General features: G+C 68.1%; 14 protein-coding genes and 1 pseudogene. 8 read left to right on the forward strand and 7 right to left on the reverse strand.

Translation table 11 applies throughout. The features are described 5' to 3' along the window. Nucleotides 1-49: 49 nt before the first annotated feature. The 3 genes from QF050_RS09240 to QF050_RS09250 are packed head-to-tail and all read right to left on the reverse strand — an operon-like array spanning nt 50 to nt 1,646. Nucleotides 50-490 carry an SRPBCC family protein gene (locus tag QF050_RS09240; protein WP_308930180.1) on the reverse strand — a complete coding sequence of 147 codons (441 nt, stop codon included), beginning with the start codon at nt 488-490 and terminating at the stop codon, nt 50-52. Nucleotides 491-524: 34 nt separating this feature from the next. Continuing rightward, on the reverse strand, nt 525-1,352 hold the full coding sequence (locus QF050_RS09245) for a DUF1206 domain-containing protein (RefSeq protein ID WP_308930181.1): 828 nt from the start codon (nt 1,350-1,352) through the stop codon (nt 525-527). Between the two features lie 3 nt (nt 1,353-1,355). Then, the gene (locus QF050_RS09250; RefSeq protein ID WP_308930182.1) at nt 1,356-1,646 is read right to left on the reverse strand and encodes a hypothetical protein; all 291 of its coding nucleotides are present in this window, start codon (nt 1,644-1,646) and stop codon (nt 1,356-1,358) included. 159 nt (nt 1,647-1,805) lie between these two features. Here QF050_RS09250 and QF050_RS09255 point away from each other — a divergent pair, with 159 nt between their 5' ends. Next, the gene (locus tag QF050_RS09255) at nt 1,806-2,345 is read left to right on the forward strand and encodes a hypothetical protein (protein ID WP_308930183.1); all 540 of its coding nucleotides are present in this window, start codon (nt 1,806-1,808) and stop codon (nt 2,343-2,345) included. A gap of 196 nt (nt 2,346-2,541) precedes the next feature. On the opposite strand, the gene QF050_RS09260 is transcribed toward QF050_RS09255, so the two are convergent. Both QF050_RS09260 and QF050_RS09265 read right to left on the reverse strand, forming a co-directional pair. Further along, the gene (locus QF050_RS09260; RefSeq protein ID WP_308930184.1) at nt 2,542-3,222 is read right to left on the reverse strand and encodes a FadR/GntR family transcriptional regulator; all 681 of its coding nucleotides are present in this window, start codon (nt 3,220-3,222) and stop codon (nt 2,542-2,544) included. Between the two features lie 4 nt (nt 3,223-3,226). Then, nucleotides 3,227-4,495, reverse strand: a complete 1,269-nt coding sequence (locus QF050_RS09265; RefSeq protein WP_308930185.1) for an MFS transporter — start codon at nt 4,493-4,495, stop codon at nt 3,227-3,229. A 135-nt stretch (nt 4,496-4,630) separates the two neighbouring features. Between QF050_RS09265 and QF050_RS09270 the strand changes: the two genes are divergently transcribed. Next, the gene (locus QF050_RS09270; protein WP_308930186.1) at nt 4,631-6,241 is read left to right on the forward strand and encodes a CYTH and CHAD domain-containing protein; all 1,611 of its coding nucleotides are present in this window, start codon (nt 4,631-4,633) and stop codon (nt 6,239-6,241) included. Nucleotides 6,242-6,249: 8 nt separating this feature from the next. Here the strand turns inward: QF050_RS09270 and QF050_RS09275 are convergent, their stop codons facing one another. Next, nucleotides 6,250-7,686, reverse strand: a complete 1,437-nt coding sequence (locus tag QF050_RS09275; RefSeq protein ID WP_308930187.1) for a PucR family transcriptional regulator ligand-binding domain-containing protein — start codon at nt 7,684-7,686, stop codon at nt 6,250-6,252. A 167-nt stretch (nt 7,687-7,853) separates the two neighbouring features. On the opposite strand from QF050_RS09275, the gene QF050_RS09280 reads away from it, so the two are divergent. Next, the gene (locus tag QF050_RS09280) at nt 7,854-9,284 is read left to right on the forward strand and encodes an aminobutyraldehyde dehydrogenase (protein ID WP_308930188.1); all 1,431 of its coding nucleotides are present in this window, start codon (nt 7,854-7,856) and stop codon (nt 9,282-9,284) included. Between the two features lie 74 nt (nt 9,285-9,358). Continuing rightward, a complete protein-coding gene (gene gabT / locus QF050_RS09285) occupies nt 9,359-10,729 on the forward strand; it encodes a 4-aminobutyrate--2-oxoglutarate transaminase (protein WP_308930189.1) in 1,371 nt (456 codons plus the stop codon). Between the two features lie 76 nt (nt 10,730-10,805). On the opposite strand, the gene rarD is transcribed toward gabT, so the two are convergent. Further along, nucleotides 10,806-11,816 (reverse strand): EamA family transporter RarD, encoded by a 1,011-nt coding sequence (gene rarD, locus QF050_RS09290; protein WP_308930190.1) that lies wholly within the window; start codon nt 11,814-11,816, stop codon nt 10,806-10,808. A gap of 119 nt (nt 11,817-11,935) precedes the next feature. Here rarD and QF050_RS09295 point away from each other — a divergent pair. The 4 genes and pseudogenes from QF050_RS09295 to QF050_RS09310 all read left to right on the forward strand — a co-directional run bounded on the left by QF050_RS09295 (nt 11,936) and on the right by QF050_RS09310 (nt 16,378). Beyond that, nucleotides 11,936-12,932, forward strand: a pseudogene (locus QF050_RS09295) (DNA topoisomerase IB). A gap of 39 nt (nt 12,933-12,971) precedes the next feature. Continuing rightward, a complete protein-coding gene (locus QF050_RS09300; protein ID WP_374121514.1) occupies nt 12,972-14,432 on the forward strand; it encodes an FAD-dependent oxidoreductase in 1,461 nt (486 codons plus the stop codon). Between the two features lie 57 nt (nt 14,433-14,489). After that, complete coding sequence (locus tag QF050_RS09305) at nt 14,490-15,095, forward strand: TetR/AcrR family transcriptional regulator (protein ID WP_308930192.1); 606 nt, start codon at nt 14,490-14,492, stop codon at nt 15,093-15,095. Beyond that, entirely contained in the window at nt 15,095-16,378 is a 1,284-nt protein-coding gene (locus QF050_RS09310) for a nucleotide disphospho-sugar-binding domain-containing protein (RefSeq protein ID WP_308930193.1), read from the forward strand. Before QF050_RS09305 ends, QF050_RS09310 begins: the two co-directional genes overlap by 1 nt. Nucleotides 16,379-16,410: the final 32 nt, after the last annotated feature.

The following is a 16,410-nucleotide window of genomic DNA, read 5'->3' on the forward strand; positions in this document are numbered from 1 at the left end:
GAGCCGCGGAACCACCGGTCCGCGGCTCCTGCCATTTAACCCTGCTGCGCTATTTTCCGGCGCCGCCGATGGCCATCAGTTCCAGCCGGCGGAGCGTCTCCCGGTTCCGGGCGGAGATGACGGGATCCCGGAGGAATTTCGGCATCAGCTTGCCCGGCCCGCGGATGGCGTCCTCGGCAATGGTGACCAGGCACTGGCCGCCGCGGTCCTCCAGCTTGATGTCCACCTTGGCCTCGCCCACCGGCCAGCCGCGCGCCACGAGTTCCAGTGAGCGTCCGGGCTCCACGGCTGTGACACGGCTGCTGTCGTTGATCACCAGCGGCCAGGCGCCCACGGAGTGGTGGAGCCGGGAACCGCGCCCGGGCCATTCGGCGTCCACATCCCTTATCCGGGATGCGCCCACCACCCAGCCGGAGTACAGCCAGCCGTCGGCGATGACCCGCCAGACGTCGGCCGGGGGGCACTTGAACAGCAGCGAGACGGTGGACATGGGTTCCTTCTCTCTTCGTGGGCCAAACCGGACGCTACATGCGGCCGAACCGGGCCCGGATCAATGCGAAAATCCCATAGGCGATGAAGCCTGCGCCAATCGCAACCAGCAGGGTGGGCCCGAACGGATGGTCCTGGAGGGCCTTGAGGCTGCCGTCCAGTCCGGTGGATTCGTCGGGCCGGTGTTCGGCGGCGGCGATCACGAACAGCAGCCCGGTGAGGACCAGGGCGACGCCTTTGGCCACGTGGCCGGTGACGCCCAGGCTGTCGATCAGCCTGCCCCGCCGGGTGCCGACGAAATGGAACAGCTCCTCCTTGAATCCGCGGCGAAGGCCTTTGGCGATGAAATAGATGCCAATGCCGAGGATGGTCAGGCCCAGGGCCACCAGGATCCAGGGCCCCGCGGGGTGCGCCATCACGCCCGCACTGAAATCCCGGGTGTTGTCGCCCGAGTCGCTGGGCTGCCCCACGGCGAAACCCGCAAAACTAAGGCCCACGCTGCCGTACGCGATGGCAAGGAAACCCGACGAAACCAGTTTGGCGAGGCGTTCTTTGCGGGGCAGGCTCCGGGCGCGGAGGGTGGCTTCGCTGGCCTGCCAAAGAGCCAAGGCAAGGCATGCCACGACGCACGCCCACATGACGATTGTTCCGAAAGGGTTGTCAGCCAGCCGGGCGATGGCGCCGGTTGGTTCAGCGTCCCCCTGGTGGCCGAAGGCGATGGCGATCGCGATGGCGCCGACGATCACATGAAGCAGTGCCATGACGGCGAATCCCGCACGGGCCAGGACATCGATGACCTTATGGTTGGACGCGTCCTCGACAGCGTCGGCTGCCTGGCTGAGGGTGGAATCGCCGTCGGACATCCCTCAGCCGTTCATGGGCCCTTCGGCCCGCATTTTCTCGGCTCCGGGGCCCTCCACATGGACGGTGCAGCGGACCACCAGCTGGCCGGGGGCGTTGTCCAGTTCCACCAGTGAATCGTGGCCGCTGAGGACGGTGAACACTTCGGAGCCGGCCAGGACGCTGACGCCCTTGGCCTTGGCGGTTTCCCGGGCGTTCCCGAGGGCCTCGCGCTCCAGAGCGTCCACGTAGCCGCTGTCACTTTCCCGGGCGGGGTTCCCGAAGGCCCAGCCGAACAATGTCCCTGTATTTCCCATGGCGTTGATATTACGCGTTTGGGCGGGGTCGGGGCCGGGCTTTCGTAATATTAGTAAGTGTGCTTAGTATGGGCGCACCATACCTTGATGGGACACGGCACGCGAAGCCCGCGCAGGGCGGCAATCCGGTACCAGTTCACAACGTTAGGAATGCACATCATGGCAGGAAATCTCATTGCGCGTTCAGTTCACGACCTGACGGCGGCAGCATGGTTCGGCGGATCCCTGATGGGTGCCATCGGGCTCAACGGTGCAGCGGCGCAGGCCAAGGACCCCGCGGAACGCACCCGGCTGTCAACCGCCGGCTGGATGCGGTGGGCGCCGGTCCAGACCGCGGCCTTTGCCGCCCACCTGGCAGCCGACCTCGCCATCGCGTGGGAGAACAAGGGACGGATCGCCAAGCAGGACGGCGTGGCACGCGACACCGTCATCAAGACGGCCGTGACGCTCGCCGGCGCCGGGGTGACCCTGTACTCCGGCATCCTGGGCAAGAAAGTGGAGAAGCTTGCCGATGAGGGCGCCAAGGGCGCTACGGAGCCGCATCCGGCCGCGTCGGACGAGCTGAAGTCCGCCCAGCAGCAGCTGAAGCTCCTGCAGTGGGCCATCCCCGGCTTCGCCGCGCTGGTGATCATCTTGGGCGCCAAGCACGGCGAGATGCAGCGCCCCACCAACGTCTTTGCGGGCCTGCGCCGCGACTAGCGGCACACGCAGGACGGCCGACGGCGGCCCGGCACCACAGTGCCGGGCCGCCGCCATGTGCGACGCGCACTTTCCGCAGCGACGCACACAGTTGATCGCGTCGTCGAAATTCCCTGGCGCGCACTAAATAACGTCCGCGCCGGGGAATATGCGCGTCGATTTCCGGGAGCCGGAGCGCCACGGGAGCCCGGGAGCGCTACTCCGCCAGCCATTCCGCGCAGGAGTTCAGGTTCCGGTTCACGGTGGCCACGGCGTCGTCCTCGTGCCGCCGCTCGATGGCGTCAAGGAGGGTTTCGTGGCCGTCCCGGGGGAGCCCGTTGAAGCCTGGCCGGCGCTGCTGCGTGAGCAGGTCCTGGTGGAACACGGTCCCGAAGCTGGCATAAAGCTCAAGCAGCAGCGGGTTGCCGGACGCCTGGGCAACGCCCAGGTGAAACTCCCAGTCAGCGTCTGCCCACGCCTCGAAGTCCCCGTTCTTCCAGGCCTGGTCCCGGGCGGTGAGGAAAGCTCTCAGGGACGTGACGTCGTCGTCCGTGGCATTCCGGGCGGCCAGCCGGGCAGCCTGGGTGTCCAGGCCCAGCCGGACCTCAAGGATGTGCTGCTCGGTGTGGTCCTGGTACAGCCGCCGCGCGGCACCGGACATCTCGTTCGTGGCCCGCACGTACGTACCGTCGCCGCGGCGGACCTCCAGCATGCCGCCGTGCGCCAGGGCTTTCACCGCTTCGCGCAGGGTGCCGCGGGAAACCCCCAGCCGGGTCATGAGCTCGGGTTCGGGGGGGATGCGCTGGTTCAAGGCCCACTCGCCGGAGTGGACCATCTCCCGCAGCTTGGCGGTGACTTCGGCGGCAAGCGGCTGCCGGACGGAGGGGCTCAGGGACACGGTGCTACTTCCTTTCCGCCGGGCGGGTTCCGGACATGCCGCGCCCGGTGATCAGGTGGGCCACCATGATCTGGACCAGTGCCAGCGCCAGCAGCAGCACGAGCGGCAGGGTCCAGCCGCCCGTGGCGCTGTGCAACAGGCCCATGCCGAACGGACCCGCTGTCGCCAGCAGGTACCCCGAGGATTGGGCCACGGTGGACAGCGCCGTGGTCTCGGCCGTGCTGGTCCCGCTGCGGCTGATCATCACCATCACCAGGGGGAAGATGCCCAAACCGAAACCGATCAGGACAGCCGGAATGGCCGCCAGCCCCACGGGCAGGACCAGCAGCGCCGCGACTCCCACGGCCATGGTGACGCTCACCAGGTAGAACGCCGGACGCAGCATGCGCGGGCGGGAGCCGATGGCAATCAGCACCATGCCGGCCGGGACGGACACCAGTTGCATCAGCCCGAACATCAGCCCGCTGTCCGAGGCGCTCATGCCCATGGTGGTCAGCATGTACGGCAGCCAGCTCAACAGCGCGTAGGCCAGCAGTGCCTGGAGGGTGAAGATCGCGGTGAGCAGTTGGCCTTTCCGGGTGCGCAGCAGGGGCCAGGGGGAGATGTGGGCTGCGGTGCTCCGGACCGTGTGGCGGTGGGCGTGCAGCGCCACGGGCAGGAAGCCCAGGAGTGCCGCCACGGCGGCAATGCCCACCATGCCCACGGCCGCGGAAGGGGATCCGAGGGCCTGGGCCAGGGGCACCACCAGGACGGCGGACAGGGTGCCTCCCGTGGTCATGGTCACCGTATAGACGGCGGTCATGAGCGACGGCCGGGCGGCGAAGTGTTCGCGGATGAAGGACGGCATCGCCACATTGCATACGGCCAGCCCGGACATGCCCACCACGCTTCCTGCCACCAGCATTCCGGTGGCGGGAATACCGCGCAGCAGGAGGCCGCCGGCCAGCAGCGTCAGGGACAGCAGGATGGCTTTTTCGACGCCGAGCTTGCCGCTCAGCCAGGACGTTGCGGCGCCGGCCACCGCGAAACACAGGGTGGGAATGGACGGGATGATGGCCGCCACCAGCGCCCCGTATCCCAGCACGGCTTGAAGGTCGTGCAGCAGGGCAGAGGCTCCGGTGATGCCCGCGCGCAGGTTCAGGCCGATCAGCACCAGGGCAATCACGCCGAACACGACGGCGGAGCGCGGCTTGGCGGCCATGGCGCCGGCGGCGGTGCCTGCCGGTTTGGTGGCGGTCGCTGGTGGCGCGGGCGCTGGGGGAGTGGCAGGCATACCCTCCACCCTAAAGGTTAGACGTTTGATGTTTGAGGTTTTGTGGCCAACCTCTCCCTGCTGCCGGGGCTGGAATAGACTGCGAACGGACTGTCGGAGGGCCTGGCTTGGACCAGGTGGTGCGGAAGGGCGGCTGTGGAGGCTTCGCGGGGACTTGAGATTGAGAAGAAGTACGACGTCGGCGCTGACGCCGTGGTGCCGGCGCTGGAGCAGGCCGCCGGGGTGGCCCGGACCGGAAAGCCCCACACCGACCTCCTTGAGGCCGTGTACTTCGACACCCCGGCCCATGACCTGGCGGGCCGCCGGATCACCCTCCGCCGCCGCACCGGCGGCACCGACGCGGGCTGGCACCTGAAGCTCCCGCCGAAGGCTGCCGCCCCGGGTGAGGGTCCGCAGCCGCGGACGGAGCTGCACGCACCCCTTGGCCGTCCGGACGCCGTCCCGGACAGTCTCCTCGCCCACCTTCACGCCTACCTGCGGGGATCCGTTCCGGTGCCGGTGGTCCGGCTGGAAACCCGGCGCACCACCCACCCCCTGTATGGGGACGACGGCGTGCACCTCGCCGACCTCGCCGACGACCACGTCACGGCCGAGCGGCTGGCCGGAGGGGAACGGGACACCACCGCGCGCCAGCAGTGGCGTGAGTGGGAAGTGGAACTGGTCCACGGGGAGCCTGCCCTCTTCGGTCCGGTGGAAGAGCTGCTGACCGCCGCCGGTGCCCGGCCCGCCGCGCACGCCTCCAAACTGGCGCGCGCCCTGGGCGCGGGCAAGGCAGCCGCGAAGCGCTCCGCCGGCACCGCACCCGCCGGTGCCGCACCCGACCGAGATGCCGGCCCCGGCAGCACCCCGGCCCTGCTGGCCGGGAAGCGCGCCCCGGCAGCCGCCGTCGTCACCGTCTTTGTGGCCTCGCAGATCGACGAGATCCTCGCCATCGACGCCGCCGTCCGGCTGGAGCAAACGGAATCGGTCCACACCATGCGATCCGCCGCCCGCCGCATCCGGTCCGTCCTGGCAGCGTACGGCAAGCTGTACCGGGCATCGCCGGTGCGCCGGCTCCGGGACGAACTGAAATGGCTGGGCCAGCTGCTGGGCGAGCCGCGCGACGCCGAAGTCCTGCGCGCGCAGCTCCGCAACCAGCTGGCAGACCTGCCACAGGGTGAGGGACTCGCCGCCGCCACGGCAGCGGTTGAACACCGGACCGGTGAGGATTTCGACGCCGCCTACCGCCTCCTGCAGGAAGCGCTGGGCTCGGACCGCTACTTCCGGCTCCTGGACAACCTCGAGGATTTCCGCGACAACCCGCCGGTGCGCGCCGATGCCGTCACATCCGGCCGCCGGGCGGCGGCGAAAGCCGTGGACAAGGGTGCCAAACGGCTGAAGCGCTCACACAAGGCGGCCACGCGCGCCCGGCGCGGCACGGACCAGGAACTTGCCCTGCATCGCGTACGCAAGGACGCAAAGCGGCTGCGCTACGTGGCTGAATCGGCCGGACTGGTCCGCGGCAAGCGCGCCGCCAAAGTAGCCAAGGCGGCCCGCCGGCAGCAAAAGATCCTGGGCAGGTTCCAAGACGCGGTGGTGGCCAGGGAACTGTTGGCGGCCATCGCGGCGGACGGCAGCGACCCGGCAACCGCGGCCATCTACACCGAACTGCTCAGCCAGCAGGATGCAATCATGCTGGCCGCGCACGCCAAATACCGGAAGGCCCGGAAGAAATCGCGCGAGGTGCTGAGCCGCGGCGTCATCTGAGGCCCGGGTTATTTGCCCTGCCGCGCGGACAACCGGGCCACCGCCAGGGCCAGCCACAACTGCACCCGGTCCGCGGTGATCGAGGGGTCGTAGCCGGTCAGTTCGGTGATTTGGGCAAGCCGGTATCGCACCGTGTTGCGGTGCAGCGTGAGTTCTTCCGCCACCGCGGCCACCGAGCCGTTGTTGTTCAGGTAGCTCTCCAGCGTGGTCATCAGTTCAGAGCCGTGCGCTGCGTCGAAGGACCGCAGCGGGTTCAGGGACTCATGGGCCATGTCCGCCAGCGGCACATCCTCGCTGGCCAGCAGCAACGACGTCAGGCTCAGCCGCTCGGGCTCATTGACGGGCAGGCCGTGGCTCGCGGCGTCCCGCGCCTCGAAGTAGCTCCAGCGCAGCCCGTTGGGCTTGGTGTATGCACCGCCGATGCCGATTGTGGCGTGGATGCCGGCCTCCGCCAGGTGGTCGCTCAGCCCACGCGCCAGCACCGGTGCCGCACCGCCGTCGTCATTGACCACCAGCACCAAATCCTTGCCCACGACGGCGGCCACAGCCTTCTGGAGCTCCTGCGGCACCGATGTGCTTCCCAGGGCCTTGCCGTGGGCGGCGGACACCGCCAGCAGCACAACGTTCTTGCGGGTGCTGTTCACGCCCACGCCGGCCAGGCGGCGCTGCGCCTCGCTGGTCTCCAGCGCGCCGTGGATCACGTCCTCCAGCACCTGGCCGCACAACGCTCGCTGGGCCTGGCGCTGCTTGACCATGTTGTTCAGCTCCACGCTGATCAGGTTCTGCGCGTAGCCGATGATGCCCGTGTCCTCGAAGGGCTGGCGCACCCACAGTGTGCAGGCGTCCCGCCGGCCGGTGGGGACGGGATAACTGGACCAGGTGTCCGCGGACGGGTTGGATGTGCCGCTGTTGTACAGCTGGGCCGCGAACTGGGTCAGCGCAATGTCCGTGCGCAGCATGCCGCCCAGGTTCTTCAACAGCTCGGCGAGCCCGCCGCCGGTCAGGAGGGCCCGGGCCAGCACCTGGTGGCCGGCGATCAGCCGTTCAAGTTTGGCGTAGTGGTCCGCGGACTGGGCGTCCGCCACCAGCTTGGTGATGGCGATGAAGGGGGTCTCGTACGGCACTTCCACCACCGGAAGCCCCCAACGGTTTGCCTCGGCCAGGAGGGCGGGCGGCACTGCCTCGTGCGTCAGGCCCACCCCGAATCCAATGCCCACCGCGCCTGCCCGCTGCACCTGGCGGACAAAGCGGCGCTGCTCGGGGGCGGAGCGCAGCCGCAGGCCGGTGGTGAGGACCAGTTCCCCGCCGTTGAGGAACCGCTGCGGATCCTCCAGCTCCGTGACGGCCACCCAGTTGATGTCCTGGTTCCAGGTAGTCTCCGCCACGCCCGCTTTGGACAGCTTCAGGGACGACACGCCCACCAGGGCAGCAAGGGAAATGGCCATGAAGCAAGGATAAACGTGAGCTGGGCAACCGCACTAAACCTCTTCCGTAAGGGTGTGCAGGTGGCTATTCACCCCGCCGGGGCCCTGGCATAGGCTCAATGCAGTTCCATCCATCCGTCCCGGCCTCCGCCGGGCGCCGATGGCTCCTACGAAAGAGGTTGCACACCGTGGTCCAAACCTTGCAAAACTTCATCAACGGCGCGTTCGTCACCCCGGCCGGCACTGCCCTGCTGGACGTGGTCAACCCCGCCAGCGGCGAAGTGGTGGCACACGCCCCCGTTTCCGTGCAGGCCGATGTCGACGCCGCCATGGCCGCCGCGAAGGACGCATTCCGGACCTGGAAGCACGTCACCCCGGGCCAGCGCCAGCTGATGCTGCTCAAGCTCGCCGACGCCATCGAGGCCAACAGCGACGAACTCGTTGAAGCCCAGCACCGCAACACCGGCCAGGTCCGCTCCCTCATCGCCTCCGAGGAAGTGGCTGCCGGCGCAGACCAGCTGCGCTTCTTCGCCGGCGCCGCCCGGATCCTGGAAGGCAAGTCCGCCGGCGAGTACTTCGAGGGCCACACCTCCTACGTCCGCCGCGAACCCATCGGTGTGGTGGCCCAGGTGGCGCCGTGGAACTACCCGTTCCTGATGGCCATCTGGAAGATCGGTCCCGCCCTGGCCGCCGGCAACACCGTGGTCCTCAAGCCCTCCGACACCACGCCGGAGTCCACCCTGGTGCTGGCCCGCCTCGCCGGGGAGATCCTCCCTGCCGGCGTCCTCAACGTTGTCCTGGGCACCGGCGAAACCGGCGCCATGATGGTGGAGCACAAGGTCCCCGGCCTGGTGTCCATCACCGGGTCCGTCCGCGCCGGGATCGCCGTCGCCACCGGTGCGGCCAAGGGCCTCAAGCGCGCGCACCTGGAGCTGGGCGGCAAGGCTCCGGCCATCGTGTTCAAGGATGCCGACATCAAGAAGAGCGCCGCGGCCATCGCCGAGTTCGCGTTCTTCAACGCCGGCCAGGACTGCACCGCCATCACCAGGGTGCTGGTGGAGGAATCAGTGCACGACGACGTCGTGGCGGCCATGGTGGAACACACCAGGACCCTGCACACCGGCTCGCAGAACGACGAAGACAACTACTTCGGCCCGCTGAACAACATCAACCACTTCAACGCGGTGACTTCCGTGGTGGAGAACCTGCCCGCCAACTGCCGGATCGAAACCGGCGGCCACCGCGCAGGGGAGAAGGGCTTCTTCTTCGAGCCCACCATCATCACCGGCGCCAAGCAGACCGACGACGTCGTGCAGAAGGAAACCTTCGGCCCGGTCATCACCGTGCAGAAGTTCAGCACTGAGGAAGAAGCCGTGGCCCTGGCCAACGACGTCGACTACGCCCTGGCCTCCAGCGTCTGGACCACCAACCACGGCACCGCCATGCGGCTAAGCCGCGACCTGGACTTCGGTGCCGTCTGGATCAACACCCACATCCTCCTCACGGCCGAAATGCCGCACGGCGGCTTCAAGCAGTCCGGTTACGGCAAGGACCTCTCCATGTACGGGGTGGAGGACTACACCCGCATCAAGCACGTCATGTCCGCCCTCGACGCCTGACCATTTCCCCGCTGGTTGAGCTTGCCGAAACCCGGGTTTCGGCAAGCTCAACCACCAGCACAGAAAGAACCCCCATGACCACCACCGCATCAGACATCACGTTCCGCCTCGAGCAGAAGCGCAACGTCCAGGCCGACTTCCCGGGCCCCAAGTCCGTGGCCCTGACCGAACGCCGCAAGTCCGTGGTGGCCGCCGGCGTCGCCTCCAGCGTTCCCGTGTACGTGGCGGACGCGGACGGCGGCATCATCCATGACGTCGACGGCAACTCCTTCATCGACCTCGGCTCCGGCATTGCCGTGACCAGCGTGGGCGCTTCCGATCCCGCCGTCGTCGGTGCCGTCAAGGAAGCGGTGGAGCACTTCACCCACACCTGCTTCATGGTCACCCCCTACGAGGGCTACGTCGCGGTTGCCGAGCAGCTGAACCGCCTCACCCCCGGCGACCACGAAAAGCGCACCGTGCTCTTCAACTCCGGCGCCGAGGCCGTGGAGAACGCCATCAAGGTGGCACGCCTGGCAACCGGCCGGGACGCCGTCGTCGCCTTCGACCACGCCTACCACGGCCGCACCAACCTGACCATGGCACTAACCGCCAAGGCCATGCCGTACAAGACCAACTTCGGCCCCTTCGCCCCCGAGGTCTACCGGATGCCCATGAGCTACCCGTACCGCGAGGAAAACCCCGCCATCACCGGTGCCGAGGCAGCAAAGCGCGCCATCACCATGATCGAGAAGCAGATCGGCGGCGACCAGGTCGCCGCGATCATCATCGAACCCATCCAGGGTGAGGGCGGCTTCATCGTCCCCGCCGAGGGCTTCCTGCCCGCACTCGCCGCCTGGGCCAAGGACAAGGGCATCGTCTTCATCGCCGACGAAGTCCAGTCCGGCTTCTGCCGTACGGGTGAATGGTTCGCCGTCAACCACGAGGGCGTTGTCCCGGACATCATGACGATGGCCAAGGGCATCGCCGGCGGCATGCCGCTGTCCGCCATTACCGGCCGCGCCGACCTGCTCGACGCCGTCCACCCGGGGGGCCTGGGCGGCACCTACGGCGGCAACCCCGTGGCGTGCGCCGCAGCACTGGCATCAATCGGGTCCATGGAGGAATACGACCTCAACGGTCGTGCCCGCCACATCGAGGAACTCGCGCTGGGCCGGCTCCGCGACCTGCAGGCCCAACTGGCCGCTGCCGATACCGCCGTGATCGGCGACGTCCGTGGCCGCGGTGCCATGCTCGCCGTCGAACTCGTCCAGGCCGGTTCCAAGGAACCCAACCCGGAACTGACCAAGGCCGTGGCCGCCGCCTGCCTCAAGGAAGGCGTCATCATCCTCACCTGCGGCACCTACGGCAACGTCATCCGCCTGCTGCCCCCGCTGGTCATTACCGACGAACTGCTGGCCGACGGCCTGGAAGTTCTCGCCGCCGCCATCAAGGCCAACGCCTAACCGGAACGACTCCCTCCGGCAACGCAAAGAAGGTGGGCTCCCTGTTGGGAGCCCACCTTCTTTGCGTTGCCCGTTTTCAGGCGGCGGCCCGGAGTGCCGCCCTCCGGGCCAGCGAATTCCGGCGTGCCGTCCCAAGCATGTCCAGGGTGAGCAGCAGCAGGGCCAGCCACACCACTCCGAACCCGATCCAGCGCTCCATGGTCATGGCCTCCCGGAAAACCAGCAGCGCCACCAGGAATTGCAGCACCGGGGCGAAATACTGAAGCAACCCGATGGTGGTCATCGGCAGCCGCCGGGCAGAGGCGCCGAAGAAGAGCAGCGGAACCGCGGTAATGACGCCGGAGGCCAGCAGCAGCCAGAAGTGCCCCGCTCCCTGGCTGGTCAGCGTGGAGGTGCCGCCCGCGGCCAGGACAACCATCGCCACCGCCGCCAGCGGGGCCAGGACCATGGTTTCCACACTCAGGCTGGTGATCGCGTCCACCCTGGAGCCCACCCGGTTCTTGACGAACCCGTACAGGCCGAAGCTGAAAGCCAGCGTCAGGGCGATCCAGGGAAGTTTCCCGTAGGAGTAGGTCAGCACGCCCACGGCGATGAAGCCGACGCCGACGGCGGCCCACTGGAGCGGCCGGAGGCGTTCCTTCAGGACGAACACGCCCAACAAAACGGACACGAGCGGGTTGATGAAGTAGCCCAGCGAGGTTTCCACCGCCTGCCCGGTGGTCACGCCGTAGGTGTAGGTCAACCAGTTGATCGCGATCAGGAACGCCGCCAACGCGAGCGGACCAAACACGCGCCGGTCCTTCACTGCCGCCGCAAGCACGCCCCAGGTCCGGGTTACGGTGATCAGGAGGGCGCAGAACAGCAGTGACCACACCACGCGGTTGGCGACGATTTCGACGGCGCCCGCAGGCATGAGGATGAAGAAGTACAGGGGGAGCAGCCCCCACAAAACGTACGCCCCGATGCCGAACAGCATGCCCGCCGTCGTGTCCTTTGCAACGGGTTTGGGGCCCGTGGTGGCCGCGGGCTTCTGCCCGGGCGCTGGGGACGTGGTTTCAGGGGCGGTTTGGGACGTTCGTTCTGGCATGGGCACGATGTCCATAACAGCAGCCCCGGGGCAGGTATTCCAGCCGGAGCGCGGGCAAACCCGAAAACAGTCAGTAGGCTTTCTTTTATGACATCTGCCTACCGGCCATCCGGCGCCCGATGAGACTCCGGCGCAGCAACGCCTCCGGCCGCGGCTACCGCAGGGTGGCCGCAGGAACAGGCTTCAGTTACCGGGACCTCGACGGTTCCACCCTGCCGCCCGGACCCGTGCGGGACCGGCTGGAAAGCATCGGCATTCCCCCGGCGTGGACCGACGTCTGGATCGCCCCGTTCGAGAACGGCCATATCCAGGCAACCGGCCTGGACGCGGTTGGGACGCCGCCAATACATCTATCATCCCGAGTGGCGCCAGCGTAAGGACCGGCTGAAGTTCGACCGGTCCCTCCAGTTGGCCGAATCGCTGCCCGCGGCCCGCCGCAAGGTCACCATGGACCTGCGGAGCGAGGGCTTTACCCGGGAGCGCGTCCTGGCGGCAGCCTTCCGAATGCTGGACAGCGGATCCCTGCGGGTCGGCTCCGAGCGCTACACCAACGAAAACGGCAGCCGCGGCCTGGCCACGCTGCTGTGTGCCCACGTCCGGGTGCGCAAGGACAGGATCCTCCTGAGCTTCCCGGCCAAGAGCGGCAAGGACTGGGAATCGGAAATCCGCGACCCCGACCTCGCCGACCTCCTGCGCCTGCTCAAGCGCCGTGGCCCGAATGCCCGGCTGCTGGCCTACAAGGACGGCGGGAAGTGGCGCCCGGTCACCAGTGCCGACATCAACGCGTACGTGAAGGAACGGACCGGGTCCGACTTCACGGCCAAGGACTTCCGGACCCTGCGGGGCACGGCGGCCGCCGCGGCCAGCCTGGCACGCACCGGCGCCCTGCGCACGGCCGCCAAGCGGAAGCGCGCCATCAGCCGGGCCATGATCGAGGCCGCGGAAACGTTGGGAAACACCCCCTCGATCGCCCGCAAAAGCTACGTGGACCCCCGGGTTGTTGACCACTACCACGACGGCGAGACCATCGATCCGAAGCGGCTGGACTCCGCCGAAGCCGAACTGCGGGCACTCCTGTACCGGGAAGGCCAGGTGGTGCCCCTGGCCGCCAACTAGAATGGGGCCTTGTGCGTTGCACCATGCAGCGCATGAATCATGAGCAGGACCAGTTCAGAAGGGCTCCCGGTGTCCAATCACAGCGAATCCGCCGCCAACCGTCCGCTCCGCGTCGCCATCATCGGCGCGGGACCGGCAGGAGTCTATGCTGCGGACATCCTCACTAAGTCCAGCGGCGTGAAGGACGGCGACTTCCAGGTCAGCATCGACCTCTTCGAGGCCTACCCGGCGCCGTACGGGCTGATCCGCTACGGCGTGGCCCCGGACCATCCACGGATCAAGGGCATCGTCAACGCCCTGCACAAGGTCCTGGACCGCGGCGACATCCGCTTCCTGGGCAACGTGACCTACGGCCGGGACCTGACCCTGCACGACTTCCGCGCGTTCTACGACGCCGTAATCTTCTCCACCGGCGCAGTCAAGGACGCGGACCTGGACATCCCCGGCATCAACCTGCACGGCTCCTTCGGCGGAGCGGACTTCGTATCCTGGTACGACGGCCACCCGGACGTGCCCCGCGAGTGGCCACTGGACGCCAAGGAAATCGCCGTCATCGGCAACGGCAACGTGGCCCTGGATGTGGCCCGCATGCTGGTCAAACACCCGGAGGAACTGCTCACCACAGAAATCCCGGACAACGTCTACCAGGGCCTGAAGGCATCCCCCGTGACGGACGTCCACGTCTTCGGCCGCCGCGGCCCGGCCCAGGTCAAGTTCACCCCGCTGGAGTTGCGGGAGCTCAGCCACATGGACGACGTGGACATCGTGCTCTACCCGGAGGACTTCGAATTCGACGACGCCTCGGACGAGGCCATCCGCAGCAACAACCAGATCAAGACCATGGTGAACACCCTCACCAACTGGCTGGTGGAGGAACACGCCGAAGCCGAGAACCCCTCGTCCCGCCGGCTGCACCTGCACTTCCTGCACAGCCCGGTGGAAGTGCTCGACGACGGAACGGGCAAGGTGGACGGCATCAAGTTTGAGCGGATGCAGCTGGACGGGACCGGCAACGCCAAGGGCACGGGGGAGTACGTCGAATACCCCGTCCAGGCCGTTTACCGCGCCATTGGCTACCACGGCTCGGCGCTCGATGAACTGGAATATGACGCCAAGCGCGGCGTCATTCCGAATGAGGGCGGCCGTGTCCTGGACGCCGGCGGCAAGCCAGTCCCCGGAATCTACGCCACCGGCTGGATCAAGCGCGGGCCGGTGGGCCTGATCGGGCACACCAAAGGCGATGCCCTGGAGACCATCGGCTTCCTGCTGGAGGACCGGCTGAACCTCCCTGCGGCCCGGAACCCGGATCCGCAGGCGATCATCGACCTCCTGGAAGAGCGCGGCATCGAGTACACCACGTGGGAGGGCTGGAACAAGCTCGACGCCCACGAGGCCGGCCTCGGTGCTGCCTGGACCGGCCCCGAAGGGCTGGACCACGTGGCGCGCGAGCGCATCAAAGTAGTGCCACGCGAGGAAATGATCCGCATCTCCCGCGGCTGACGCTTCCCGATACTGCGGCCCTGTGCAGCGCCGCATATTCGAGTTAGCATAATTAACATGAAAGTCGGCGGGGCAAAGACCCGTGCCTATGACTCCCGGAAGCGCGCCTCGGCTGCGGCGCAGACGGGTCACCGCATCCTGCAGGCCACCGAAGACCTGTTCATGGAAGGGCCGCTCGCTGACGTCACGTTGAACGCCGTGGCGGGGCGGGCGGGCGTCACGGTCCAGACCGTCATCCGCCGGTTCGGCGACCGGGCGGGCCTGATCCGCGCCACGGCAGAGTCCGCCGCCGCGCGCGTCTCGGCCCAGCGGAATGCCGCTCCACCCGGTGACGTCCACGCCGCCGTCGATAACCTGCTCGACCACTACGAAACCACCGCCGCGCTCGCCCTGAAATTACTTGCCGAGGAACACTCATCCGCGGACCTCGCCGCCATCACGGGGGCGGCCCGCCAGCTCCACCGGCAATGGTGCGAACGGGTGTTTGCGCCCTTCCTGGAACCCATGGCGGGTACGCCGGACCGTGACCGCCGGCTGGCCCAGTTCGTCGCCGTCTGCGACGTCTACACCTGGAAACTGCTCCGCCGTGACGCCGGGCTCAGCCGCGACCAGGTGGCCCTTTCGCTCCACGAAATGCTTGAGCCCTTCATCCGGAGGCCCTGATGCCAACCGTCCTTGCCTATACCTCACCCGCCATCGGCCATCTGTTCCCGATGGTCCCGCTGCTCCTGGAGCTGAAGGCCCGCGGCCATGATGTCCACGTCCGTACCCTTCCCCGGCAGGTTTCCATGCTCACGGAGTCGGGGTTCCACGCCGGGCCGATGGATGGCAGGGTTCTTGAGATCGAGGCCACGGATTACCGCGCCCGGAACGCGAAGGCCGCCCTGGCTTCCAGCGTTGAGACCTTCGCGGCCCGCGCCCGCTTTGATGCACCGGATCTGGAGAAAGCCATTGCCGACGTCGGCCCGGACCTGCTGCTGATCGACATCAACGCATGGGGAGCCCGCATCCATGCCGAATCGTCAGGGTTGCCGTGGGCCACCTTCAGCCCCTACACCCCGCCGCTCCAGTCACGCGGAACGCCGCCCTTTGGCCCGGGGCTTGCCCCCATGGCCGGACCCCTGGGAAGGGCCCGTGATGCGGTGGCCCGCCGCCTGGTGATTGGCGCGGTGGAGAAGCTGATGCTGCCCCGGATCAACGCCCTGCGGGCCGACATCTCCGGCGGGATGCTTCCCCCGGTGACCGGCGCCGATTCCATGTTCCGCACCGCACCGCTGATGCTGGTAACCACCGCCGAGCCGTTCGAGTATCCGCATCCGGACTGGGCCCCGGACGTGCGGATGATTGGCGCCCTGGAGTGGGAGCCGCCCGCGGATCTTCCCGCCTGGCTCGGGGCGGCCACCGACCCCGTTGTCCTGGTGACCACGTCCTCCGAATACCAGGCCGATGAAGCCATCGTCCGGACCGCCCTGGCGGGCCTGGCAGGGGAGCCATTCACCGTCGTCGCCACGTTGCCTGCCGCGCGGGCCGGTTCGGCGGGCGCCGCCCGGGCTGCCGGCATCGACCGGTTCGGCCCCGTTCCGCCCAATGCCCGGCTTGAGCACTTCGTGCCGCACGGTCCGGTCCTGGACCGTGCCGCGGTTGCGATCACGCACGGCGGCATGGGGGCGACGCAGAAGGCGCTCGCCAAGGGGGTGCCCGTGGTGGTGGTTCCATTCGGCCGTGACCAGCATGAGGTAGCCGCGCGGGTTGTGGCTGCAGACGCAGGTGTGCGCCTCAACCGGAAACATCTCACGCCGGATTCGTTGCGGGCTGCCGTCCGGGAGGCGCTCACCAAAACACCGGGGGCCCGAAGGGTCGCTGAGGGATACGCGGCCGCAGGCGGCGCAGCTGCCGGGGCAGACGCCCTTGAAGAGGTGATAAACCTGCCCCGCCCGGCCCGGTGACCGTCCGCCGGACCAGCCCCCGGCAGGCAGGG

The sequence above is a fragment of the Arthrobacter sp. SLBN-112 genome, assembly GCF_030944625.1.
Classification (GTDB): Bacteria; Actinomycetota; Actinomycetes; order Actinomycetales; family Micrococcaceae; genus Arthrobacter.